We start from the raw sequence: 25,767 nt of genomic DNA, 5'->3' as shown, positions 1-25,767 counted from the left end.
GCGGAGAGGGAGCCAGCATGGCCAAGAATCCTGTCGAAAAAAGAGTCGCGACCCTGCGCGACCTGTGGCTGGAGCATACACAAGATCCACGCATGAGAGTGCTGGTATGGCGCATCCCCGCCAATGCCGACCGCATGCTGCAGGCATTCTTCGAGATCCAGCAGCATCCGGGCGACTGGACCACGCCGGATCTGTTCCTGCGCTTTGACGCTGCTTTCGATACCGGCTTCGGCTACAGCCGCGCGCTGCGCCAGTCGCTGGCGGAAAACTATATCGACAGCAAGGACAGCCTGCGCGAGCAAGGCGTGGTTACCGATTGGTCGGTTGCGCAGACGCCGCAGCACGATTCGGCCGCCGGCGTGATGGCGACGCTGGCCTCGTTTGCCCGCTATCACCAGGCTCAGGTGCAGCATCTGCGCTATGTGGCAGCGGTCCTGGCGCCCCATCCGGTCACCAGTCAGGAAGCCTGGGAAGCATGGCTGGATGCCGCGCTGCACAGTCCCGCATTGGCGGCGGATGATGCCGGTGTGAGGCTGGTACTGGTGGATACGTCCACCGATCTGCGCTGGCAAACACTGGCGCAGCGCCACGGCGATCGCGTGCGCGTGGTGGAAGCACCCATCGACATGTTCGACATCGCCCGCGAAACCGTAGCCCAGGCTGGCGGCGCCGGCCCCACCGTGGCTTACCGCCAGTTGCTGACTGACGTCATCACCCTGGTGGAAAAGGGCAGCGCCGCGCAAACCGCGGCGCGTGCCGAAAAAGCCATGCAGATCGCGCAGCGCGAACAATGGCCGGACCAGCAGGTCGTGCTGCAGATGGCCGTCGCCGGCGCCTACCTCAAGGAAAAAAACTATGCCGACGCCATCAAGCGCTATCGCGATGCGCGGGAATGTGCAACCCAGGCTGAGCAAAGCAAGCATCCGATGGGCGCCGACCTGATCATGCAAACCTGGTTCGGCGAAGCCGGCGTATGGCTGGTGGCAAAAGAACCCGAGCGCGCCGCGCAAGCCTATCGCAGTGCGGCTGAGCAGGCGCAGCGCGTGCCGAATCCCATGTTTGAAATTGAAGGTTTCCGCATGGCCGCTTACTGCTATGCGCAGAATGGCCAGCTGCAGCCGGCGCGCGATCACGGTGCGCTGGCCTTGCGCGCCGCCAAGGCGGTGAGCCAGGCCGAGCGTCCGCTCACCACCATGCCGCTGGCCCTGCACGATTTGCTACGGGTGCAGGACCCGGCGCGCACCGCAAAACTGGAGCGCTGTGCGACCGATTATCAGGCAGCGATCGCGGCTGCCCATCTGCAAGCGGAACAGCAAGCAAGCAAGCTGGGCGAGCGGCCACAGGCCAGCGACCTGGAAAAAATTGAAAACGCCATGCACGCGCGTTTCGAAAGCAGTTTCCAGCGCCAGCGTCAGGAGCGAGAGCAGCTGATCGCCGGCGGCGACGAATATTTTCGCAAGGTGGTGGCATTGGCGCGCGAGCTGCTCAACCCACTCTGGAACGGACTGCCCGAGGTCAAGCATCCGCTCGATAAAGATGTCCCGCAATGGAGCGAGCCACCGCAATTTACCAAGCTGCCTGATTCCTCAGGCGTGATCGACGGCCCGCTTGCAGTCAATCCAAACGCGCCTGCCGCGGAGCCGCTGGGCGCCGCCGCAACAGCCTGAAAGGGAAGCGTTCATGACCAACGCCGCCAAACATTTCGATCCACAGATTGGCATCGATATCCACATGTACGAGATGCCGCCGGGACCATTGCCGACCGCGCATATTTCGATTGTGCTGGATCCTTTCGATTATCTGCCGTTCATCGGCGCCACGGTGCAGGTGGCCGGCGTCAAGCGCGCCACGGCAGGCACTCAAGGATTGTCGGTCCACATCCCCCTGGGAGTGTGGATGCCGCCGCTGCGTGCTCCAGAGGGACCGCAGTTTGACGACCAGATCTTCATGGGCAGCAAGACCGTGCTGGCCGATGGCTCGCCATTTTCGCGCCTGGGCATGCCGGTGCTCGATTGCAGCGTAGTCGGCATGGTGCCCCCGTTCCGGCTCAAGAAGTCGGCCGAGCCGCATATGTCGATGACCCTACCGACGTCGGTCAACCTGGCGATACCCGATACCGTCTTCGTCGGCGGTCCGCCGAGTATTATGGAGGCACTGGAGGGAATCGCCGCCCAGCTGGCATTGGCTGGATTGGTCAAAGGCCTGGGCAAAGGTTTAAAGGCTTTGCGCGAGACCAAATATTTCAAGCGCGCCGCCGACGCCCTTAAAACGAAATACAAGAAGCTGTTCGAGAACATGGAGGCCGGCTTCCTCAAGTGCAAGGTGTTGCGAGCTGAACCTGTCGATATTCGCGATGGCAGTGTCGCGGTCTCGCACCAGGATTTCTCCATCCCGGGCCGCTTGCCGCTGAGCTGGACTCGCAATTATTCGTCGAGCAACTGTCATGACGGCATGTGCGGTTATGGCTGGCAGACCCCGGCCGACTTCCGCCTGGAAATCGACGCCGACGGCGCCGTTCTGTTCTTCGAAGCCAGCGGTGCCACCGTCTTTGCGCACTTACCTGCAGCCCCCGGTATCGAGCACGCTGTGACCGAATTTGTCGATGGCACCCGCCTGATATGGGTGCAAGATAACGGTACTGACATATTGCAAGTGCTGACCAAGGATGACTTGCGCTACGTTTTCTGTAATCTGGCTGCCAACGTCACGCCGGCGCGTCAGACCTTGTCGTTGAAGATCGAACGGATCGAGGATTTGTGCGGTAATTATTGGCGCTTCGAACGTGTCGACGGTCATCTGACTCGAATCGTAGAGAGTGGTATCGACATCTTACCGGGGCGTTTCATCGAAGTACATGAGCATGATGGAAAAATTCATCAATTAAGCTTATATGATCCGGCCACCGGCCTGACCCACCCGCTGGCGGCATACAAATATTTGAATCGGGACATGATCGCTGCGCTCGATGCGCTCAATGCCGCCCGTACTTTCGAATACGACCGCCATCATATGGTGCGTCATGCCGATCGCCTGGGCTTATCCTTCTACTATACATATGACGATCGGTGGCGCGCGATTCGCGCTTGGGGGGATCATGGACTGCACGACTATCGATTTACCTACAATGAGTCGCTGCGCGAAACCGAAGTAATCGATTCGTTTGGATACACCTCGCTGATCAAGTTCGATCAGAATAATTTGCCGTTGTGTGAAATTGATCCACTCGGAGGTGTTACGGTTTTTGAGTATGACGAAGTAGGGCGCACCACCGCAGTGATTGACCCTGTAGGATTGCGCACAGAGTTCGCATATGATGAACGCGGCAATTTGCTGACGCTGGTGCAACCGGACGGCAGTATCATGACCGCGGTTTTTGACGAGGCCAATCACGTCGTCGAGATTATTGATCCGCTCGGTCAGCGGTGGCGGCAAAAATGGGATGAACGTGGTTTGTTGCTGGAGCAGACCACGCCGATGGGTGCTTGTTCGCGCTTTGAGTATGATGCACTGGGGCATTTGCTTGCTCATGTCAATCCGCGTGGGGCAACCACTGCACTTTCTTTCGACCGTTATGGGAACTTGTTGCGCATGACTGATGCGCTTGGTCACCACAGTGATTTCGAGCACGATGCATTGGGATATTTAAGGCGGCGTACTGACCCTGTCGGCGACGTCATTGAGTATTGCTACGATGCTAAAGGGCGATTGCTTCAGGTAATGCAAGCTGCGGGCGGCGCAAAGTATGAATACGATGAAGAAGATCGCCTGATTGGTTATAGCGACGAGAACGGGGCACAGACCAAACTTGCGTATTTTGGCACAGGACAGCTCGCTAAACGTCTGCAAGCCGATGGTTATTGTGTCGAATTTCTATATGACGTTGAAGAGCGGCTGATTGGCGTGGTCAATCAACGTAAGGAGACCTATCAGATCAAGTTCGATGAGCTGGGGCGAATTGTCGAGGAAATCGATTACTGGGGGCAGTCATGTACTTATCGTTACGATGCCGCAGGCCGATTATTGGGAAGCTGCGATCCGTTGGGACGAATAATCAGCTACGACACCGATCGACACGGCCGTATTACCAGGAAGGCTCTGCCTGATCACGATCACCCCGGTAAGCAATTGTATGAGACATTCTGCTATGACAAGCGTGGAGCGTTGGTCGAGTTACGCAGTCAGAGTCGTCATATCTTGCGTAAATTTGACGCTGATGGTCGGCTTAGAGAAGAGGTGCAAGACGGGTTCCGTATCGAAAATGTCTATGACGAGGTCGGTAATCGTCTTTTGCGCCGCACCAGCGCCGGCAACCTGGTAATTTCAACTTTCGATTTGCGCAACCAAATAGCCAGCGTGACGGTTAATGATGAACCCGCGGTGGTGATCGAACGCGATGTGCTGGGGCGGATTGTGACGGAACAGTTGAGTAGTAGCGTTCGCCGCGATTTGAAATATGATCCTGCAGGCTATCTCACTGCCCAGACCGTTCTGAATGATAAAGGATCATTGTTTGAAACCCGCTATGAGTATGATTGCGTCGGTAACCAGATACGTCGCAGCGATAGCGAACAGGGGATTAATCTTTATCAGTATGACCTTATGGGAAATTTATTGAGGCATACAGATCCTGCCGGACGTGTGACGGAGATTTTGAATGATCCGGCCGGTGATCGCCTACGAATGCGCATACATCAAGCGGAATTGAAGCAGGTAGTGGGCGGCGAAGGTCTGGTCGAAACGTCGTGGTTTCGTGAAGGCAACCATGACGGTATGGATTATATTTTTGATCGTGCCGGCAATCTGATCCAAAAACAGCAAACCTCATCAGGAAAAACGCAATCTCATTTAGCTGCGGCATTCGATCAAACACAGACAAAACTGAGCTGGGATGCTAACCAGCGGCTGATTGAAAGCTGTAACAACGGGCAGGTTACACGATACGGCTACGATCCCCTGGGGCGCCGCGTATTCAAGCATAGTCCGACGCATATCACCTGGTTTTTTTGGGATGGCGATGCGTTATTGGGAGAAGTCACGCAATCGATTGATACCAAAAACTCCGATGATATTTGGCTGGCTGCCAATGTGGCGGATTTGATGGCAGCACGAAGACGGCTTAGTGCATTTAAGGCATTGCATTCTCAAACGCGAGAGTTTGTTTATTATCCTGACACTTTTGTGCCGTTGGTATTAATTGACAGACAGGTCAAGTTTGCAAAGAGAACAGATCGCATCACGGGAAAAAAAGCAGATTTTTATCCTGTCCAACAAGTGCAGGCGAAACCAACCGCAGTTCCTGTTAATGTGTTTCTTGATAGGATGCCGAAATCTTCGATGACCGACCAGCTAGGCGGACTGGGTGGACTCGGTAGTCTGACTTTGGGGAAAGAAAGCAAGCCCGTTTCATCGGACCATGGTGGAAACCGGCAAGCACGGCTCGCCGGCGTGGAGGCGTCTATTGGATTAGGTTCCGGAATGTTGTTGGGTGTCCATGCTAATGACTTGCCATCTCCGGTTTCCCAACCGATTAATGCGTCAGCGACAGCTATCGGAAGTCGGCCGGAAATGGGTGTAATCCGACAACAGCAATTTGATGAGAAAAAAAATGGTGGCATATTTCATTATCATAATGATCCAAATGGCTGCCCGATCAAACTAACTGATAGCAGCGGGCAAGTGGTTTGGTCAGCCAGCTATGCCGCATCGGGCCGTGCGCAACAAATACATATCCAGACCGTTGATAATCCGATCCGGCTCCAGGGACAATATTACGACGCGGAGACAGAGCTTCATTACAATCGAAATCGCTATTACGATGCGCATATTGGTAGTTTTGTGAGCCAAGACCCGATAGGGCTGTCGGGTGGGGTCAATCCCTATCAATATGCACCGAATCCTGTTGGCTGGATTGATCCGCTAGGATTGTTTTCGAACGCCACCTATGTTTATAGTGCTGATGGAAAACGGATAGAAAGTGCGACCGCGACGATTACACCAGCTGATATTAAAAAAGGTAGCAACACAAACGACACTTCCCGTAAATGGGCGAGAAGTCTCGGCTGTTCTCATGATGATGCCGGCCACGTAGTTGGAAATCAATTAGGTGGGCGTGGCGGGAAGAAGTATGTTTTTCCGCAAGCGCTTGGCGTGAACAGGGGAGCGTTTGCGCAATGGGAGAGTGGTATCGCTGAGCAGGTGAAAGCTGGGAATGTGAACGCAGACATTAGTGTTAAATTAAACTATAAAGACGCCGTCTCGACACGACCGCATGAAATAGTTTATTCCTATACGATTAACGGTCAGACAAGATCAAAGACCTTCATGAATCCCGCTTGCTGTCCGTAACAGGAAAGAAAATGCCAAAAAATATAGAACCGAGTCAAACATCAAGAGAGGTAGCTCAGCTTTTTTTTGACGAGATGGCTGAGTGGGAGCGTTGGAGTAGTGCTGCTGACAGGCTGAATGACACGGTTAATCAACAGCGTCTGGCCAAGGTAAAAGAAATTTTTAAGAAATATCTGTCAAAGCAGGCTCTGGCCAGGCATCAATCCAGATATGACTTTCTGGATTTCGGTGAGCCGCCGGAATTTCAGCTGGAAATTCTTCGAATAGAGGAAGATATGCCCGATAAACATTGGGTATATGTGCCAGCCGGTTTAATCGGCGGGGAAGGGCGATATTATCTAGTGCTGGAAAATGGGGAATGGCGTATCAAATATAAAGAAATCGATATTGCAAACAAGGGGAAGTGGAAAAAGTGGCTAGATTTATGATTCTGGCACTCAAAAAATTGCTGCACAATATGAACACGCATATGACTATTGCAATCATGTGATTTCGGACCGGTGTAGACATTGGCCAGCGTATGATGTCGTTGGAACCGGTCCTGTATATATATATGTTGCTGCGGCTATCAGGTGATCTGAATAATATGCAACCCAGGCTGTTCCTTGCACCGTAAGTGAAAGCTCGCATTCCCCACCTTCAGCGTAATGTGCAAATTATTATCCACCCCACGCTGATCCCCAGTCCCGCCCTCATGCGCTGTCGCTGAAGGCAGCCAAGGCCGTCCCTGCATCAGCTGCAGCAGCCGGCGCGCAGGCGCGCGGGCGGCAGCCGAGGCTGTATCCAGCAAGTCGACGATATCCGCCGGCGTCAGCTTGACGTAGTTGCGCACGTCGGTGGCCTTGTCCTGGTACTGGTGCTTGCGGCTGTATTTCTCGTCGAAGCGCTTCGAGTAGCATTGCTTCAGAATTTGCTGTTTGACTGCTGCATCCATGATTTCTCCTGGTTCTATTTAATCGCGTACTTGAATTGCCCCTGCTTGTTGGCAGTGACCTTGATCTTGGCGATGCTGCCGCCTTCAGCCATCCTGGCCAACACGGTCTCGGCAATTTCCGGCAACAGCGTGCCGTTGAGGATATTGTCGACGTTGCGGGCGCCGGAATCGACCTCTGTGCAGCGCGCCAGTACCGCTTCCACCAGCGGCTCGTCGTAGCTGAATTCGGCCTTGTGGTTGATGGCGATGCGTTTCTGGATGCGTCCCAGCTTGAGGTTGATGATTTCCACCAACACATCGTCCGAGATCGGGTAGTAGGGGATCACCTTGAGGCGGCCGAGGAAGGCCGGCTTGAAGGCTTTCACCAGCTGCGGCCGGATCGCTTGTTCGAGGTCGTCGGTGCTCGGAAGTTCCGCCGCGGCCTTGTTCAGGCAGCTTTGCATGATCAGGCTGGAGGCGACATTGCTGGTCAGGATGATGATCGTGTTCTTGAAGTCGATCTCGCGGCCTTCGGCGTCGTCCAGCACGCCTTTGTCGAAGACCTGGAAGAACAGTTCGAGCACGTCCGGGTGGGCTTTCTCCACCTCGTCGAGCAGCACCACGCTGTACGGATTGCGCCTTACCGCTTCGGTCAGGACGCCGCCTTCGCCGTAGCCGACATAGCCCGGCGGCGAGCCTTTCAGGCCGGAGACGCTGTGCGCTTCCTGGTATTCGCTCATGTTGATGGTGACCAGCTTGCGCTCGCCGCCGTACAGCACGTCGGCCAGCGCCAGCGCGGTTTCGGTCTTGCCGACGCCGGACGGACCGACGAACAGGAATACGCCCTTGGGTTTGTTCGGATCATCGAGGTTGGCGCGCGAGGTGCGCACACGCTGCGCCACCGCTTCGATCGCATGCGGCTGGCCCAGCACGCGCTCATGCAGCAGCGAGCCGAGGTTGATCACGGTCTTGATTTCATCCTTGACCATCTTGCCGAGCGGGATGCCGGTCCAGCTGGCGACGATTTCCGCCACCACCAGGCCGTCGACCTGCACCGGCACCATCGGCGTTTCGCCTTGCAGCGTTTTCAATTCCTCGATCAGTTTCGCCAGTTCCTGGCTTTCCTTGCTGTCCTTGGCGGCGGCCTTCTTGGATGGTTTGGCGGCATCCTCTGTCGGGGTTTGTTCAGCCGCAGGTATTGCTTCCAGGTCGGTGCGCGCAGTCTTGATGCGGTCGGTCAGGGCTTTTTCCTTTTCCCAGCGTTCGCGGTGGATTGCCAGTTCCGCATTCAAGGTGCTCTGCAGTTCGCGCAATTCCTTCAGGCGCTCGGCATGCTTGCCGCCGGCGTTCGATTCGCGTTCCAGCGAGTTCAGCTCCGCCACGAGGCGATCCAGTTTCTTGACGATGTTCTCGATCAGGGCCGGCGTTGCATTCTGGCCCAGCGCGACCTTGGCGCAGGCGGTGTCGAGCACGCTGATGGCTTTGTCCGGCAGCTGGCGGCCGCTGATGTAGCGGTGCGACAGCCGTACCGCTTCGGTAATGGCTTCGTCGAAGACGCGCACGCCGAAGTGTTTTTCCATCAGCGGCGCCATGCCGCGCAGCATGGCGCAAGCCAGCTCCTCGCTCGGCTCTTCGACTTTGACGACTTGGAAGCGACGCGCCAGGGCGGCGTCTTTCTCGAAGTATTTCTTGTACTCGCTCCAGGTGGTGGCGGCGATGGTGCGCAGCTCGCCGCGCGCCAGCGCCGGTTTCAGCAGGTTAGCGGCGTCGTTCTGCCCAGCCTGGCCGCCGGCGCCGATCATGGTGTGGGCTTCGTCGATGAACAGGATGATGGCGTGCGAGCTTTTCTTGACTTCGTCGATCACGCTTTTCAGGCGGTTTTCAAATTCGCCTTTGACGCTGGCACCGGCTTGCAGCAGGCCCATGTCGAGAGTGTGCACCTCGACGCCTTGCAGCACGTCGGGCACGTCTTTTTGCGCGATGCGCAGCGCCAGGCCTTCCACCACGGCGGTTTTGCCGACGCCGGCCTCGCCGGTCAGGATCGGATTGTTTTGCCGGCGCCGCATCAGGATGTCGATGGTCTGGCGGATTTCGGTATCGCGGCCGATCACTGGATCGACCTTGCCTTCGCGCGCGCGCTGCGTCAGGTTGGTGGTGAACTTGTCCAGCGACGGCGTTTTCGAGGTTTCGCCCTTGTTGGTCAGATCCTGCACGGGATCGCCGCCTTCGTCTTCTGTTGCCGCGGTGCCGCCGCCATTGACGGCCGCGCTTTCCTGCGAGCCTTCAGTCAGTTTTTCGAGGTCATGCTTGAGATCGTCCAGCTTGAACTTGATGAACAGCTTGGAGCCGCGGTACGCCAGTTGCACCAGATCCGGCTCGGTCAGCAGCGCCAGCAGCAGGTGGCCGCTGCGGATGCGTCCCGACTGGTTGTCCAGCGAGGCGATCAGCCAGGCGTGTTCAAACAGCTTGGGCAGGTGCGGGGAAAATACCGGGGTGCGCGCATTGCCGTTCTTGAAGCGGTCGATCTCGTGCTGCAGGTCGCTTTCCAGCGCCGCGATGCTGATGCCGGATTTGCGCGCGATCACGGCAAAGTCGCTCTTCGGCTGTTCCAGCAGGGCCAGGAACAGGTGTTCGATATCCACTTCATACTGGCCGCGGCCGACGCAGATGTTTGCCGCACGTTCCGCCGCCAGGCGCGAGGTGTCGTTCAGTTTGCTGATTAAGGTTTTGAGATTAATGCTCATTGAAGCCTTCCCATCCATGCATGGTCAAAGTGAGTGAATTTCGTAACAAACATCGGTGCGGTCGTGCTGTTCAGGGCGGCTGGTGACAAAGGTGTCCCAGCCCAGTTGGCCGCCTTCGCGGTCGGAGTTCAAGGTGACGCTGCGTACCTCGTCCGCGCGCAGGATCAGCTGTACTTCATACTCCAGGAAAACGCTGGTAAACATCGCCAGTATTTTTTGCAGGCCGAGGGCAGCCGAGCCGCCCGGCAAAAAACTCTCAAAATTCTTGCGCCGCAGCGGCCCTATCTTCAGGCGCATGCGCAAGTCGCGCTGCCAGACCCGCTCGCCGACCATGGCAACGCTGCCCAGCGTGGCGTTGGTGGCGCCCAGCACAGTTTGCTGGTCGACCGGCACGTTGTACCAGTGGCCGACAAACTGCTCGATGGCGATCGGCACCGCAAAATATTCGCAAAGCACCCGCTGCATGTAGGCGGCCGACGGCGGCCGGTGCCGGATGGCGGCGGCAAAGTGGCCGATCGATTCGTCCAGCAGGCCTTCGCCGTCATCCGACATGCGGTCGCGCAAGGTGCGGTGACCGAGGCCTGCGAGCGCCATCAGCAACGGCAGGAAGCTGTCCTTGCCGTCGATCTGGTATTTGAACTCCAGCCGGTACTTGCGCCAGGCCTTGAAGAACAGCGCCACGCCGCGATTCGAAAAGACATCGAGGAAGGCGCGCGGGCCGTGATCTTTTTCATACAGCTGGTGCGCGGCAATCCGTTCCGAATAATGGCTGGGAAGCGTACCGTTGCTACCTAAAAAACCGATAAACGCCGGCGTCAGCGCAATGTTGTCGAGCCGGTTACTCTGCAAGGCTTCCAGCAGTTCTTCCACCGTATGCTGGGTCAGCTTGGGGGTTACCTGCAGCGCTTCAATCTCGCTGGGCGGGAAGTTCAGCGACACCGTGTTCTGGAAACGCAGGAAATCGCTGACGGCCTCTTCATGCGGGACGCCATTCTGTTTCAGCCACAGCTCCAGCATCATCACTGCCTGGAAAAACTGGAAACGATGCGGCTTGTCGAGCAGGCGCTGGATTACACTAGGTTCGAATCTCCGCTGCGCGGTAAGCATCGCAGTATCTCCTCACCTGTTCGTTTTGAAGCTATCACCAATTGCGTAAAGCTGTTGGCATGCACATACAGGCCGAGGAAGCGGTCCAGGATGTTGGCAAACACGTGGATGCCGCTCCCTACAAAACCTTCTTCGTCCAGCGTCACCCTGATTTCGATGCCGCGCACCAGCGAGGCGAACGGATTGCCCGGCAGCCAAGCGGTCGCGGCTTTGTGATCGATGCCGACCACGCTGCCGATCTGGCGCTGCGAGATGGCTGAGCGCGGCAGGTCGTACAGGCTGAGGGTTTCCTGCAGTGCTTCCAGGCCGCCCTTGGCCAGCGACAGATGGTTCAGCGCCAGATGCGAAATCAGGCGCCAGTGGGCGCCGCGGCCACGTTCGAAACGGCAGGGCTCGGACGGCTTGCGCAGGAAACTGATCTCGTTCACCAGCGAGCCGCCTTCCAGGAACAGGTCGCCGCCCTCCAGGCCGTAGGACAGCGAAGAGGGCAGGTTGCGGTTGCAGCAAGTCAGCTCGATGCTCAGGGTATCGGTTTCTATGGCGGCCGGATCAAAGTCGATGTCGACGATGGAAATCTCGGTTTCGTAGCCAGGGCTGCGCGCCGCCACCATTTCGTCGCGCCGCATGGCCCAGTAGTGGCCTGCCTTGTCGGCACTTTCGCCATGGCGCAGTGAATAGAAGGGCCGGAATTCTGTAATCGATTCGCCTTCCGGCGTTTGCCGCACCAGTTGCACCGAATCGATGGAATGCACTTCATATGCATAGGCGCGGCGTGAATCGCCGACCACCGGGTAATAGGCGCTAGTGTGGGTCAAGCGGATCGGGTCGCCGCGCTGCTTGAACAGATTGATGACCGGCGTGCAGCCCAGCAGCAGGTTGTTGGTCGACATAGTGCCTAGCATGCGGGCGGTGTTGGAGTCGGCGCGCAGTCCCGACAGCACCAGGTGCAGGGTGAAATTCTTGCAGCCTGGCGGCAGCAGCTTGGTGATGTCGGCGACATTGACATCAAAGAAATTGAATTTCTCAGGATAAGAGAAGTATTCGGTCAGCAGCCGGTAGGCGGGATGCGAGCGCGCCGGGAAATCGATCAGCGATTCATCTTCGTCAAAGCCGACCGGCGTCACCGGAATCTTGCTGACGGCAAGCCATCTTCCGCTCTTGCCGACTTCCACGTAGGCGCGCACGGTGCGCATGAAGAGCGTATCGCGCAGCGCCGCGCAAAATGATGGTTCGCCGTCGATGAACACGCGCAGGCTGGTGACGCCGAGGTCGTCAAAACCTGCTTGCTCGGCTACGCTTTCGAAAGTGATGCCGATGCGCGAGCTGGCCGCCGGCGGCAACAGTACGGCATCCGGCGGTTCGATGATGGGATCGAAGATCGCATGCGACAACCGCACCGGCGCCACCGTGACGTCGTAGCAGGTCTTGAATTTGCAGGCCACGCCCTTGACCTGGCGCGTGGTCAGTTCGGTGCCGCGCGGCACCGGCATGGCCATGGTCAGCTGCGCTGCAGCGGCGGCGTAGTCCATGCGCGCGATCGAGCAGGATGGAAACGGACGCAGGTAATGCGGGTAAAGCACCTCGAACAGGGCTTCGGTGAATTCGGGATAGTCGTCGTCCAGCCGCTTCGAGGTTCGGGCATTGATCAGCGCGAAGGACTGGATCATGCGCTCGATGTGCGGATCTTCGGACACCTCGCCGGACATCAGCAGGCGTCCGGCAATCTTCGGATAGCGCTCGGAAAACTCGCGCGAATAGCGCCTCAGGAAACCGAGCTCGCGCTCATAATAGGGAAGTAATTCGTCCACGTTTTAACCGTCCATGCGCACGGCGCGGCGTGCTTTGCTGATTGAGTATTGCAAGGTCGATGGCTGCAGCACGGCGTCGAAGCTCACGGCTTCCTTGGCTGGTCCTACCACCAGCATGGCCGCGATCGCGAAATTCAGGCGGTTGATGGAGCCTTCGCGCAGTTCGAGCGAAGCGCGCACATTCCTCAGGCGCGGCTCGTGGCGCGCAATGCCTTGCTCCAGGCACTCGCAGATATATGCGCGGTCATCCACGCTGGCCAGGCTCATGCCGGAAAAATCGTTCAAGCCGTAGGTCAGTATCGACTTGCTGCATTCGGGGAAATTCTTCAGTATTTCTTCGGGAATCACGGTGCGCGTATTCAGCATGGCTTCCAAGTCGCGGGCAACCGAGTCTTTCAGGGAATCCATGGACAGCCGCACCACCAGATCGGATTGCGCAGGCGTGCTGTCGCCGCCCATCAACCTGTCAAACAATCCTGGCGTGAAACCTTTCATCGCATACCATTCAAGAGAAAAAAAGAGCCGCAGCATGCCGCGGCTCTCATTGCTGATGCAAAAAAAATTACACGACTTTATTGACAGACAGATCCCAGCCGCCGGAAGTGTTGCCGCCCGAGCCGCCACCGATTTTTTGCTGGGTGTACTTCCATTTGACCTTGGAGTATTTCAGGCTGACGCTTTCGCTCAGGACGTCGCCTTCCTGGACCGAAGGAGTGACGTCGGAGATCAGTACGTTCGACAGTTCGATTTCAAAATATTTGATGCGGTCGCCCTTGCCGTCAGCGCGCAGGAACTCGAACTTGGCGCTGTCGATGGTCTTGCCCGAAGAGCAGTTTTGCAACAGCAGCGGCGTGGCCAGATCGGCGATCTTGGTGAGCACGATATCCTTGTGCTCGCAACGCTCGGCTGTGTGACCGCCGCCGGTCGATGCGGTAGCCGACTTTGGCTGCAATACTTCCCACTGTACCGATTTGCATTCGATCCAGTCTTTATGCGCGCTGTCGGTCGATTCGCCCTTGATGCCGCTAATTTGCAGATATACGTCAATTGCCATGGTGATTCCCCTTATTCAATTAAGTTAAGACTTGGTTGACGCCGGTAATTCTGCGACCAAGCGGAGTGATACTGAAAGTTCGTCAAGCTGGAAGTGCGGACGCAGGAAAGACACTGCGCGATAGACGCCGGGACGTCCTGGTACTTCAGATACCTGCACTGAGGCTTCGCGCAAAGGAAACTGCGCCTTTTGCTCCTGGCTGGCATTGTCATCAAGCAGCACATACTGGGTCAGCCAACGATTGAGGAAATCTTCCACGTTGCCTGCCGAAGCAAAGCTGCCGATCTTGTCGCGCATCATCGATTTCATGTAATGCGCAATACGCGATACCGCGAAAATGTACTGCAGCTGGGCTGACAGCACCGAGTTCGCATTGGCTGAATCGGTATTGTATTTCTTGGCTTTCTGCGCCGACTGCGCGCCAAAGAAGGCGGCATAGTCGGTGTTTTTGCAATGCACCAGCGAGATGAAACCGAGGTCGCTCAGTTCCTTTTCACGGCGGTCAGTGATGGCGATCTCGGTCGGGCACTTGAGCGCGACTTCGCCTTCATCTGTCTTGAAGGTATGGGTCGGCAAGTCTTCCACCAGGCCGCCGCCTTCGACGCCGCGGATCGCCGCGCACCAGCCGAAATCTTCAAATGCCTTGGTCAGCTTGGTGCCGAAAGCATAAGCCGCGTTGCACCACAGGTATTTGGAGTGGTCGGTGCCGTCGACGTCTTCTACGAAGTTGAAGCCTTCGACTGTCTGGCCGTCTTTTGGATTGAACGGTAAGCGGCCCAGGAAGCGCGGCAGTGTCAGGCCGACATAACGGGAATCTTCCGACTCGCGGAAAGACTTCCATTTTGCGTACTCGACAGTCTCGAAGACCTTGGCCAGGTCGCGCGGCTTGCCGAGTTCGCTGTAGGTTTCCAGACCGAACAGTTCCGGCGATGCGGCGCTGATGAACGGCGCATGGGCAGAGGCGGCGATGTGCGACATCTGCTCGACGAAATACATGTCTTCCGGTTGCCGGGTGATTTCAAAATCGCCCAGCAGGGCGCCGAACGGCGAACCGCCGAAGGTGCCGAATTCTTCTTCGTAGACCTTCTTGAAAATGGCGCTCTGGTCGAAATCCAGGGCAGCCTGGAAGTCTTTTACCAGTTCGCGCTTGGTGGCGTTCAAGACCTTGATCTTGATGTTCTGGCCAGTGGTCGAGTTGAACACCAGATAGTGCAAGCCGGTCCAGCTGCTTTCCAGTTTCTGGAATTCAGGCGCATGGATCACGGCGCTGACCTGGGCTGAAATCAGCCGGTCCAGTTCCGCCACGCGGGCGTCGATGGTTGCCGACAGATTGGCCGACACCACCACGGTGCCTTGCATGACCTGGTTGACCAGTTCCGAAATGATGTCTTTGGCGCGGTCGTGTTCGGCGCCGGACTTGGCGACTTTGCTCTGTTCTACGATCTGGTCGAGCAGACCGGATTCTTCTGCCGCCGGGCTGGCTGCCGCCGCAGAGTTATGCTGAAAGGACATCTCAGTCTCCTTGCTTTTTGGTTTGCTTGCTCAACGCCGCCAGCTTCTCGGTACTGTTCAGCACATCGTTCAGGATGTCTTCCAGCTTGTCGTTGCCGGCCAGCTTGTTGCGCAGATCCGCCAGCTTGGTGCGGGCTTCCAGCAACTGTTTGAGCGGTTCGATCTGCTGCACTACGGCTTCCGGACGGAAATCGTCGATAGACTTGAACTTTAGCTCGACGCCGAATTCGCCGCCGGCATCAGTCAGATGATTCGGTACGCGGAAGGTGGCTTTCGGTTCGACGCCCTTCATGACTTCATCGAAGTTGTCGTTGTCGATGTTGACGAACTTGCGGTCCTTCAGCTTGGCCTGGGCCACATCCGATTTGCCGCTGAAGTCGCCAACCACGCCCATCACGAAAGGCAGTTCCTTTTGTTCGATGGCGTCGCCGATTTCAACGTCGTAAGTCATTTGCACCCGTGGTGGACGGACTTTCTGCAAACGTTTTTGAGTACTCTCTTTTTTGGCCATAAAACCCCGCTGATGCTTACCGAATAATCAAGCCCCGGTCCCGCCGCGCGGGATCGGGATTCATTTAAGTTACTGCAACGATCCGAATGGATTGGCGCCGTCGCCGCTAGGTTCAGGCGTGGTGCCAGGTTTCGCCGCCACGGCACCCTTCTTGGGAACGGCAGGGCGCACTACAGCCTTGGGACGGGCCGGCACCAGCACTGTTTCGCCCAGGCTTTCGCGCAGGATCTTCGCCAAGCCTTGTGCTTCGTTACGGACATTGCCGTTCAAATCGTTTTGTGTGCGCAGATCGTTCAGGGCCTTGGTCGATAATCTCAGGCCGCCCACGGCGACGATACTGTTGGCGACCTTGTCTTTCGGATCGCGGTTCAAGCCTTCCAGCGCATAGGAAATGGCATCGCCATAATTTTCTGCATCGAAGCGGATTTGCGCCAGGCGTATCCATGGGCCTTTGTCTGCCGGAAATGCGCTGGTCGCGTCTTTCAGCAATTTGACGGCCTTGTCGGTCTGACCGGCTTTCTGGGCGGCGTCTGCTTCCGCCACGATGGCGTCCAGCTTGGCAGCCGGGTCTACTGCCGGCGGCGGGGTGGTTGCGCAGGCGCTTACGAGACATGTCAATGCCATGCCGTAGATAAATTTACTCTTCCATTGACTCATCTTAAACTCGCTTTCTATGTGGCAACTTTTAAATAGCCCAAATCTTAACAAAACCTGGCGGATGCAGATATCATATTGCCAATCTACATCAAAATTTGTTAACTTTGGTTACACCATTGCAACAAGTTTAGTCCAGACCCATACTATATGTCTAGGCAGCAACTTGTGTGGCGTTGTTGTTTTGTACAAAAATAGTAACAAAATATTAATCCAGACAGTATTATCTATCCAGCATTTTTGCAACCCAAATTAAAGACGATCATTAATGTTAATGCGACCACTTTATCTCTTGGCCTCGCTGGCCGCGGTACTAAGCCTGGCCGGCTGCGCCGCCGGCGCCGTCTCGGCGGTCGGCTCGATTGCCAGCTCGGTATTGCAGATGTCCGGCATCACCAAACCTGAAATCCCTGACGCCCAAAAGCCCCCCAGAACCATCGCCATCAAGCTGCACGCCGGCACCAATCTGAACGCCGACAGCGGCGGCGCGCCGCTTGCTCTGGTAGCCAGAGTATATAAGTTAAGACAAAATGGTGCATTCCAACAGGCAACTTACGATACATTTACTAACCCGCAGAAAGAAAAGGATGTGCTAGGGGCAGATTTGATCGAAGTTAAGGAAATCACTCTGGTGCCTGGACAACGCTATGAAGTCAGCGAAAAAGTTAGCCGAGAGGCCGGTTTCATCGGCATCGTCGCCTTGTTCCGGAAACCGGCGGCGCAGCGCTGGAAACTGACGTTTCCGGCGGAACAGGCTGAGAAATCCGGTATAACCCTGGGTGTGCATGCATGCGCATTGACGGTCGGCACTGGCATTACGGTAGCGGAAGACGTTGGCGCCAGCAAGTTTTTAACCCCGGCCCCATGCGGTTAGCATAGTGCTTTGTACTTTGTACACTAGCGCTTTGCCGGCAACTGCATGATGATGGTTTGAACAAATTTACATGTGAGTCAAATACGTGAATCGAACATCGAAAATCTTATGGGGCGAGGGCTTGTTCCTGCGGCCCCAGCATTTCCAGCAGCAGGACCGGTATCATGAGAATCGCCTGCATGAAACCACCAACGCCTTGCATCCGTATGCGTGGGGAGTGCTGTCGGTGCAGCTGGATCGCGATGCGCTGGCCAACAACACCTTGCGGCTGTCTGAACTGTCGCTGATTTTCCAAGACGGTGAAATCTACAAGGCGCCTGAAGCGGATGACCTGCCGGAAGTGGTCGACCTGACTAACATTCCGCACGCGCAGCAGACCATTACCTATTACGCTGCGCTGCCATACATGAAAGGTTTCGGCGGTAATTTCTCGCCGCTCGGCCAGACCAGCAATGCCACTCGCTATGCGCAGAACAACGCCGCCACGGCCGATCTGTTCACGCAAGCGGCGGAAGCCGAACTGACCTATCTGAAGAAATCGGTGCGGCTGGTGCCGGAGATGGAGCCGCGCGACTCCCTCATCAGTTTCCCGCTGATCAAGCTGCGCCGCATCTCCACCGGCGGCTTCGAGCCGGACCCGACTTTCGTGGCGCCCAGCCTGACCATCCGCAGTGCGCCAGCTCTCTATATACAGCTGCGGCGCCTGATGGATGCGCTGCAGGCCAAGGTCAGCGCCTTGTACGGCCATCATCGCGAACCCAGCAAGAACGTGATCGAATTCCGCTCCGGCGATATTTCGTCATTCTGGCTGCTGCATACCGCCAGTTCGGCGTTTGCTTCGCTGACGCATTATTTCCATAATCCGGCATTTCATCCGGAACGCCTGTACGAGCAGCTGCTGAGCCTGGCCGGCGCGCTGATGACGTTCTCGAAGAGCTACGCGCTGTCCGACCTGCCGGTCTACCAGCACCAGGATCCGGGTCCTTGTTTCGCCAAGCTCGACACCATCATCCGCGAGCTGCTGGACACTGTGATTTCGTCGCGCTATTTCTCCATCGCGCTGTCCGAAAACAAGCCGTCGCACCATCACGGCATGCTCGATTCCGGCAAGATCGACGACAAGACCGCGTTCTACCTGGCGGTCAACGCCAGCATGCCGGCCATTGAACTGGTCGACATCGTGCCGCTGCGTTTCAAGATAGGCGCACCTGACGACGTCGATAAATTCGTGCTGTCGGCGATGCCTGGCGTCAAACTGTCGCATTCGCCGCAAGTCCCGGCGGCGCTGCCAGTGCGGCCGGACACCTATTACTTTGCGCTGGAAAACAAGGGCGCCCTGTACGACCGCATGCTGCAGGCGCAATCGATTTCGATCTATGTACCATCCGGCATCAACGACCTTAAACTTGAGCTCTTAGCGGTTACATCATGAACAGAACTTCAGCCCCATCCTTGCTTGGCGACATGGCTTCCGGCCAAGGCCAATATGCCGCGCCCGACAGCAGCAGTTCAGCCAATTCGCTGCTGGACCTGATGTACGACGGGTTCTACGCCTTGTTCCTGCTGAAGAACCGTTGTTCGCCGGTCGACGAAGCCGGCTTCACGGCGAAGATGCAGCGCTTCCTGAGTGACTTTGAACGCCGCGCCAAGAAGCTGGATGTCTCGCCGGAAGACGTGCACGCGGCCAAATATGCGTTTTGCGCGGCGGTCGATGAAAACATCCTGCATTCGCAATTCAATATCCGCGAATCGTGGGCGCGGCGGCCGCTGCAGCTGATCCTGTTCGGCGACCAGTTGGCCGGCGAACACTTCTTCACGCGCCTGGAAGACCTGCGCGCCAAAGGCGCATTGCACCTGCAGGCGCTGGAAGTTTTCCATATGTGCCTGCTGCTCGGTTTCCAGGGCAAGTACATCATCGAAGGCCCGGAAAAACTGAACTACCTGACCGCACGCCTGGGCGACGAAATCGCCCGCATGAAAGGCAAGAGCGCCGGCTTCGCGCCGCACTGGGAGCGGCCCGACCAGATCAGCCACAAGCTGCGCAACGAAGTGCCGCTGTGGGCTCTGTGCTCGGTGTTTGCGCTGATCGGACTGGGTGGCTATTTCGGTCTGAACACCATGCTGTCGCGTGCCACCGCGTCCAGCATCGCCGGCTACAGCGATATCGTCAAACTGGCGCCGCGGGCGGCGAACCTGACCATTACCTTGCCTTGACGCTTGCTGGGCTTTTCATGTCGGATGCTTGGGCGCTTGCACAAACAGAAGAGATTCTGTTTTCCGGTTCGCGTGCCAGGCATGCGCCGGGCCTCAATTGGATAGAGCAGTAATACATTTCTGCTGGTAATCTTCTGTCTCATGGAGACAAAACAAAAAACCGGCCTCATCCTCACCGGCGGCGGCGCCCGCGCTGCTTACCAGATCGGCGTGATGGACGCGGTAGCGTCGATCTTGCGCGAGCATGGCTGGGCGCCGGAGCAGAATCCTTTCAACATCATCTGCGGCACTTCTGCCGGCGCGATCAACGCGACGGCGCTGGCTTGCCGGGTCGACAACTTCGGCCTCGGTGTGCAAAAGCTGAAGGATGTCTGGGAGCACTTCACGGTGGAGCAGGTGTACCGCGCCGACTCGCTGGGCGTGCTGCGTTCCGGTGCGCGCTGGCTGTCGCTGCTGTCGTTCGGCTGGCTGCTACGCAAGTGGCATGCCCATCCGCCCAATTCCCTGCTCGACAATACGCCTCTGATCACCTTGCTGCACCGCTTGCTGGACCTCGACCGGCTCGACAAGGCGCTGGCCGACGGCAGCCTGGATGCCCTGGCAATCACGGCATCTTCATATAGCGGTGGCCAGCATATTACGTTTTACCAGAGCGCCATCGAGATCCAGGGCTGGACCCGCAGTCAGCGCCACGCAGTGCGTGACCAGATCGGCGTCGGTCATCTGCTGGCGTCATCGGCGATTCCCTTCATCTTTCCGGCGATCCCGATCTTTTGCGAAGGCCGCCGCCAGTTTTTCGGCGACGGCTCGATGCGGCAGCTGGCGCCGATTTCTCCTGCGATTCATCTCGGCGCCAGCAAAGTGATGGTGGTCGGCGCCGGCCGCCGCCAGGAAGCGCCGACCGATTCTCCTACCTTTGCCCGCTATCCGAGCCTGGCGCAGATCGCCAGCCATGCGCTGTCCAGCATTTTCCTGGACGGACTGGCGGTCGATATCGAACGGCTGGAGCGCATCAATCACACACTTTCCTTCCTGACCGAGGAGCAGCGTGAGCGTACGCCACTGAAGCCGGTGGAAATGCTGATCATTTCACCTTCGGAACAAATCGACGATATCGCTACCAAGCATTTCGGCAGCCTGCCAGTGCCGATCCGTACCTTGTTGGGCGGCCTTGGCGCCAAAGACGTGCAGGGCGGGGGGCTGGCCTCCTACCTGCTGTTCGAGTCCGGCTATACCCGCGAGCTGATCCGCATGGGCCAGAAAGATACCTTGGCGCGGCGCGATGAGGTGGCGGCATTTTTCGGGCCGGCCGCCAGCACTGTCACCGCAGTTGGGGAGCGCGCCGCCTAAGAGTTGTTCGATATTGTCAAATATTGCAACACTTGTTCGCGCCGCAAGTATACGGGTTGATTCGTTTTCAGCAACACGTTACCCTACGGTATCGCATATACAAAAATATGAAATTTATGAAAAGCCACGCAACCGAGCGCCATTTCCCTGGTCTAAATGCCGGCTTCGCTGCTGCAATGTTGCGCAACGGCATATTGTTGCTGCTCGGTTTGCTGCTGTCTTTTCAGGTTTTTGCCCGTGAATCCTTGCCGCAAGACATGGTGGCGCTGGATCAGTTGCCGCCGGAAGCACAGACGGCATTGGTGCTGATCAAGCAGGGCGGTCCGTTTCCTTATGCCAAGGATGGCGCCATATTCGGCAATTACGAAGGCGCATTGCCGAAGCAGCGGCGCGGTTATTATCATGAATATACGGTAAAGACGCCGCGTGCCCGCAATCGGGGCGCGCGCCGGATCATTGCGGGAGGCAATCCGCAGTCTTCCGGAGAATATTATTACACTGATAATCATTATCAAACCTTCAGACGCATCCAGGAGTGACTGAGACGAGTGAACCAACTAACACAACAGCAACCCATCATTGCTCTAGCTGAGGGAAAAATGAGCTTGTTTAAAACCGTGCCGCCAAATGTAGTGCAGTCTATCCGCGCCTTCCGTGTGACCGACCTGCAGGCGGAAGCTCAGCGCCTGGGGCAGCATTTCCTGTATGCGTACTGCGCTGAAGCGACCACTAAACAGCAAGTCCTGGCCAAAATCGCCAACGCCTTCCATTTTCCCAAGCATTTCGGTAAGAATTTCGACGCTTTAGCCGATTGCCTGACCGACCTGGCGCATAAGGCCGGTCCGCAGCCCGGTTTTATTGTTGTCATCGAACAACTGCCAAATACCCAGAAATTCGACAAGGAAGCGCGCGAAACCCTGCTCGACGTCTTCCGCGACAGCGCTGATTTCTGGGCAGACAAGAAAGTTGCCTTTCGCGTCTTTTATTCATTCCAATAACACTATTTGCCGCTGGTTTTACTCAAAAACCGCGTTGCAACGGGTACAATGCGCGCCATGAGAAGCATTGTTATCCTGATTTCCGGGCGTGGCAGCAATATGCAAGCCATCGTCCGCGCCGCTCAAGCCGAACAATGGCCTGCCCGCATCGTTGCCGTTATCAGCAACCGCGCAGATGCCGAAGGTTTGAAATTTGCTGCCGCCCAAGGAATTCCAACGGTGGTGGTAGCGAATAAAGACTATCCTGATCGTGAACAGTTCGACGCCGCCTTACGCGTCGCGATTGACAGCTTTGCGCCGGATCTGGTGGTGCTGGCCGGTTTCATGCGCATCCTGACGGCGCCGCTGGTGGAACATTATGCCGGCCGCATGCTGAACGTCCATCCTTCGCTGCTGCCGAGCTTTACCGGTATGGCGACGCATCGGCAAGCGCTGGCGGCTGGCGTCAAGCTGCATGGCGCGACCGTGCATTTCGTCACGCCGACGCTGGACCATGGTCCGATCGTGGCGCAGGTTGCCGTACCGGTGCTGGAAGGGGATACCGAGCAGTCGCTGGAGCAGCGCGTGCTGGTCGAAGAACATCAGCTCTACCCGCGCGCGGTGCGCTGGTTCGTCGAAGACCGCCTGGCGATCGAAGACGGCCGGGTACGTGTCGGCGTCCAGCCAGCCTAGCCCCGGCCTGGCCACGTTCTTGGCTGCGCCACTTATTTGCGCCACGTATTTACGCCACTTAGTTACGCCACTTAGTTACGCCATTTAGTTAATTACGCTTCACCATCGTTTGCCGTGCCGGCACGATAAACAGATTTTAAAGAAAGAATCATTATGAGATTGCCTCCCGCGATCATCGGTCACACCGAAGAAGTCCTGCGCGAAATTTTACGTTTTACCGGCCCGGCCGACGGCACCTTGTCGCACTATTTCCGCGAGCATCCGAAGCTGGGTTCGCGCGAACGCGGCGTGGTCGCTGAAGCGGTGTATGGCTTGCTGCGCAACAAATCGATCTATACCAGCTTTGCGGAATCGGGCAACGGCCCGACCATGCGCCGCATGACGCTGCTGGGCCTGGCCGATGCGGTTGGCGTCGATTCGTTGGGCGGTTTGTCGGAAGAAGAAACTGAATGGCTGACGCGCGTCGGCGAAATCGACCGCACGCTGATGCCGGCGCTGATGCGTTCCAACTTGCCGCAATGGCTGTTCGACAAGCTGGTTGCGCGCGACGGTGAAGCCGCCACGCTGGAACTGGCGTTTGCCATGAACCAGCCGGCGCCGCTCGACCTGCGCGTCAATACGATCAAGTCGAACCGGGAAGACGTCAGCGCTGCGCTGGCGGAAGCGCCTATCCTGTGCGAGCCGACCCCTTATGCGCCGCTGGGTTTGCGCGTGATCAAGAAGCCGGCGCTGCAGAACCTGCCGCTGTTCAAGAGCGGCGCGATTGAAGTGCAGGATGAAGGCAGCCAGCTGCTGGCGCAGATCGTCGGCGCCAAGCGCGGCGAAATGGTGGTCGATTTCTGCGCCGGCGCCGGCGGCAAGACGCTGGCCCTGGGCGCTACCATGCGCAATACCGGCCGCCTGTACGCTTTCGACATTTCCGAAAAGCGCCTGGCGAAGCTGAAGCCGCGCATGGCGCGCAGCGGCCTGTCCAACATCCATCCGGTCCTGATCGCGCATGAGAACGACGGCAAGGTCAAGCGCCTGGCCGGCAAGATCGACCGCGTGCTGGTCGATGCGCCGTGTAGCGGCCTCGGCACCCTGCGCCGTAATCCTGACGTTAAATGGCGCCAGACGCCGGAAGCGATTGTCGAGATGAACGCCAAGCAGATCGCGATCCTGTCGAGCGCGGCGCGGCTGGTGAAATCCGGCGGTCGCCTGGTGTACGGCACCTGCAGCCTGCTGGATGAGGAAAACGAAGCGATTGCCGCGCAATTCCTGGCCAGCCATGAAGATTTCTCGCTGCTGCCCATGAAGGACGTGCTGGCCGAACAGAAAATCGACCTGGAAATGGGCGACTACCTCAAGCTGCTGCCGCACCGGCATCAAACCGACGGTTTCTTTGCCGCGGTGTTCGTGCGCAAGTAATTCGCATCGTGTGCAACGCCGGGCCGTAGCGCGCCCGGCACAGCCGTCTCAAGCTCGCCCCAGTGCGCAGCACTATAGAACGCCGAGACGCTCAGCAACAACGTCGTATCTAAAATCATGCCAGATATTTTCACGGACCTGCTCAACGATTTGCTGACCAACCTGGCCGCGCCCGGACTGGCGCTGCAAGTCGGTTTGCTGTTGCTCTGCATCGCCTTGGGTTGGGTGCTGGCGCGCTTGCTGCGCCGCACTTTCACGCTCAGCGCCGTGCAGCCGCCGGCGATGCAGATCGGCCTGGGGAGCTTCGTCAAGGTGCTGACGCCGATCCTGACTTTCCTGCTGCTGTTGCTGGTCAAGCTGGCTTTGCAGAAGTGGCACCAGCCGGTGAATATCCTGCGCCTGATGGTGCCGCTGGTAGCTTCGCTGGCGCTGATGCGCTTCGTGTTTTACGTCTTGCGCCGGATTTTTGCGCGCAACAGCGGCGTCGGCACGTTCCTGCTGCTGTTTGAAAAGAGTTTCGGCGCGCTGGTCTGGATCGGCCTGCTGCTGTACATCACCGGCTGGTGGCCGGACCTGTTCGATTACCTCGACAGCACGGTGCTGCCGATCGGCCGCTACAAGGTGTCGCTGCTGGCGATCATCCAGGCGCTGGTGTCGGTGCTGGTGACCCTGGTGATCGCGCTGTGGGCTGGCGCTACCATCGAAGAGCGCTTGATGCGGGTCAACACCATGCATTCCTCGATCCGCACGGTGGTGGCGCGCATGGCGCGGGCGTTCCTGATCCTGATCGCGATATTGCTTAGCCTGTCGCTGGTGGGCATCGACCTGACCGTGCTGTCGGTGTTCGGCGGCGCACTTGGTGTGGCGCTGGGGCTTGGTTTACAGAAAATCGCCAGCAGTTATGTATCGGGCTTCGTGATCTTATTGGAACGCAGCCTGGCGATCGGCGACATGGTCGGCGTCAGTACTTTCTACGGCAAGGTGGTGCAGATCAATAGCCGTTACACGGTGCTGCAGGGCCTGGACGGCATCGATACGGTGATCCCGAACGAGATCTTCATGATCAATTCGGTGCAGAACTACTCGCTGACCAACCGCATCCTGCGGCTGGCGACGCAAGTGACGATCGTCTACCAGGATGATGTCGAAAGCATATTGACCATGCTGGAGCAGGCGGCGCTGGAGGTGGAGCGCGTCTCCCATGAAGTGCTGCCGCAAGCCTTGCTGATGAAGATCGGTCCGGATGGGCTAGAGCTAGAGCTCGGATTTTGGATCACCGATCCAGAGAACGGACGCCTGAATGTGTTGTCAGATGTTAACCGCGCCATTTGGCGTGTGTTGCAGACTCAGCAGATCAAAGTTGCTCATGTGAAACGTGAGATCAAGGTCTACGAGGATGAATTGTATAAAAGTAATTTTCACTCAGATACACAACAGGATTTGCAATTAGATCGCCCGGTTGAAGCGCCAAAACCTAAAAACGGCTGATATTCAGGGTACAATTGCAGTCGAATTTCGGGTAAATGGTCGGTAACTACCCGTCAACTTACCCGCAACACACTGCAAATCAGACATTAAAACAAGCAGTGGCGTAATCATTCATT

The 25,767-nt window shown here is 57.3% G+C and carries 21 protein-coding genes; 12 read left to right on the top strand and 9 right to left on the bottom strand.

Translation table 11 applies throughout. From position 1 onward, the window contains the following. Positions 1-17: 17 nt before the first annotated feature. The 3 genes from CPter91_RS17745 to CPter91_RS17735 are packed head-to-tail and all read left to right on the top strand — an operon-like array spanning position 18 to position 6,773. The gene (locus tag CPter91_RS17745; RefSeq protein WP_061942501.1) at positions 18-1,667 is read left to right on the top strand and encodes a hypothetical protein; all 1,650 of its coding nucleotides are present in this window, start codon (positions 18-20) and stop codon (positions 1,665-1,667) included. Between the two features lie 13 nt (positions 1,668-1,680). Further along, positions 1,681-6,345, top strand: coding sequence for an RHS repeat-associated core domain-containing protein (locus CPter91_RS17740; protein ID WP_082792970.1), 4,665 nt, complete (start codon positions 1,681-1,683; stop codon positions 6,343-6,345). An 11-nt stretch (positions 6,346-6,356) separates the two neighbouring features. Continuing rightward, positions 6,357-6,773, top strand: coding sequence for an NTF2 fold immunity protein (locus CPter91_RS17735; protein ID WP_061942499.1), 417 nt, complete (start codon positions 6,357-6,359; stop codon positions 6,771-6,773). 140 nt (positions 6,774-6,913) lie between these two features. Here the strand turns inward: CPter91_RS17735 and CPter91_RS17730 are convergent, their stop codons facing one another. The 9 genes from CPter91_RS17730 to CPter91_RS17690 form a co-directional block, all read right to left on the bottom strand. Continuing rightward, entirely contained in the window at positions 6,914-7,279 is a 366-nt protein-coding gene (locus CPter91_RS17730) for a hypothetical protein (protein WP_061942497.1), read from the bottom strand. A gap of 14 nt (positions 7,280-7,293) precedes the next feature. Further along, positions 7,294-10,002, bottom strand: coding sequence for a type VI secretion system ATPase TssH (gene tssH, locus CPter91_RS17725; RefSeq protein WP_061942495.1), 2,709 nt, complete (start codon positions 10,000-10,002; stop codon positions 7,294-7,296). 24 nt (positions 10,003-10,026) lie between these two features. After that, positions 10,027-11,109 (bottom strand): type VI secretion system baseplate subunit TssG, encoded by a 1,083-nt coding sequence (gene tssG / locus CPter91_RS17720; protein ID WP_061942494.1) that lies wholly within the window; start codon positions 11,107-11,109, stop codon positions 10,027-10,029. Next, the gene (tssF, locus tag CPter91_RS17715; protein ID WP_061942492.1) at positions 11,073-12,917 is read right to left on the bottom strand and encodes a type VI secretion system baseplate subunit TssF; all 1,845 of its coding nucleotides are present in this window, start codon (positions 12,915-12,917) and stop codon (positions 11,073-11,075) included. Before tssF ends, tssG begins: the two co-directional genes overlap by 37 nt. 3 nt (positions 12,918-12,920) lie before the next feature. Continuing rightward, the gene (tssE, locus tag CPter91_RS17710; RefSeq protein ID WP_061942490.1) at positions 12,921-13,412 is read right to left on the bottom strand and encodes a type VI secretion system baseplate subunit TssE; all 492 of its coding nucleotides are present in this window, start codon (positions 13,410-13,412) and stop codon (positions 12,921-12,923) included. Positions 13,413-13,479: 67 nt separating this feature from the next. Beyond that, positions 13,480-13,971, bottom strand: coding sequence for an Hcp family type VI secretion system effector (locus tag CPter91_RS17705; protein ID WP_061942487.1), 492 nt, complete (start codon positions 13,969-13,971; stop codon positions 13,480-13,482). 24 nt (positions 13,972-13,995) lie between these two features. Next, entirely contained in the window at positions 13,996-15,483 is a 1,488-nt protein-coding gene (tssC, locus tag CPter91_RS17700; RefSeq protein WP_061942485.1) for a type VI secretion system contractile sheath large subunit, read from the bottom strand. A gap of 1 nt (position 15,484) precedes the next feature. Continuing rightward, the gene (gene tssB, locus CPter91_RS17695; RefSeq protein WP_061942483.1) at positions 15,485-15,994 is read right to left on the bottom strand and encodes a type VI secretion system contractile sheath small subunit; all 510 of its coding nucleotides are present in this window, start codon (positions 15,992-15,994) and stop codon (positions 15,485-15,487) included. A 69-nt stretch (positions 15,995-16,063) separates the two neighbouring features. Continuing rightward, a complete protein-coding gene (locus CPter91_RS17690) occupies positions 16,064-16,651 on the bottom strand; it encodes a tetratricopeptide repeat protein (protein WP_061942481.1) in 588 nt (195 codons plus the stop codon). A 271-nt stretch (positions 16,652-16,922) separates the two neighbouring features. Here CPter91_RS17690 and tssJ point away from each other — a divergent pair, with 271 nt between their 5' ends. From tssJ to CPter91_RS17645, 9 genes are all read left to right on the top strand, one after another. Beyond that, positions 16,923-17,522: a type VI secretion system lipoprotein TssJ gene (gene tssJ / locus CPter91_RS17685; protein ID WP_061942479.1), complete on the top strand. Its 600-nt coding sequence runs from the start codon at positions 16,923-16,925 to the stop codon at positions 17,520-17,522. An 85-nt stretch (positions 17,523-17,607) separates the two neighbouring features. Continuing rightward, positions 17,608-18,954, top strand: a complete 1,347-nt coding sequence (tssK, locus tag CPter91_RS17680; RefSeq protein WP_061942477.1) for a type VI secretion system baseplate subunit TssK — start codon at positions 17,608-17,610, stop codon at positions 18,952-18,954. Then, entirely contained in the window at positions 18,951-19,736 is a 786-nt protein-coding gene (gene icmH, locus CPter91_RS17675; protein WP_061942475.1) for a type IVB secretion system protein IcmH/DotU, read from the top strand. Before tssK ends, icmH begins: the two co-directional genes overlap by 4 nt. A 141-nt stretch (positions 19,737-19,877) precedes the next feature. Then, the gene (locus tag CPter91_RS17670) at positions 19,878-21,086 is read left to right on the top strand and encodes a patatin-like phospholipase family protein (RefSeq protein ID WP_061942473.1); all 1,209 of its coding nucleotides are present in this window, start codon (positions 19,878-19,880) and stop codon (positions 21,084-21,086) included. 176 nt (positions 21,087-21,262) lie between these two features. Then, positions 21,263-21,625: a ribonuclease gene (locus CPter91_RS26285; RefSeq protein ID WP_061946369.1), complete on the top strand. Its 363-nt coding sequence runs from the start codon at positions 21,263-21,265 to the stop codon at positions 21,623-21,625. A 9-nt stretch (positions 21,626-21,634) separates the two neighbouring features. Next, positions 21,635-22,084, top strand: coding sequence for a barstar family protein (locus CPter91_RS26280; RefSeq protein ID WP_236905849.1), 450 nt, complete (start codon positions 21,635-21,637; stop codon positions 22,082-22,084). A gap of 48 nt (positions 22,085-22,132) precedes the next feature. After that, on the top strand, positions 22,133-22,756 hold the full coding sequence (gene purN, locus CPter91_RS17655; protein ID WP_061942469.1) for a phosphoribosylglycinamide formyltransferase: 624 nt from the start codon (positions 22,133-22,135) through the stop codon (positions 22,754-22,756). Between the two features lie 153 nt (positions 22,757-22,909). Next, positions 22,910-24,163 (top strand): RsmB/NOP family class I SAM-dependent RNA methyltransferase, encoded by a 1,254-nt coding sequence (locus CPter91_RS17650; protein WP_061942467.1) that lies wholly within the window; start codon positions 22,910-22,912, stop codon positions 24,161-24,163. Between the two features lie 117 nt (positions 24,164-24,280). Beyond that, positions 24,281-25,651, top strand: coding sequence for a mechanosensitive ion channel family protein (locus CPter91_RS17645; protein ID WP_061942465.1), 1,371 nt, complete (start codon positions 24,281-24,283; stop codon positions 25,649-25,651). The last annotated feature ends 116 nt before the right edge of the window (positions 25,652-25,767 follow it).

Source organism: Collimonas pratensis, assembly GCF_001584185.1.
Classification (GTDB): domain Bacteria; phylum Pseudomonadota; class Gammaproteobacteria; order Burkholderiales; family Burkholderiaceae_D; genus Collimonas; species Collimonas pratensis.
This window is presented reverse-complemented; position numbering and strand designations above follow the sequence as displayed.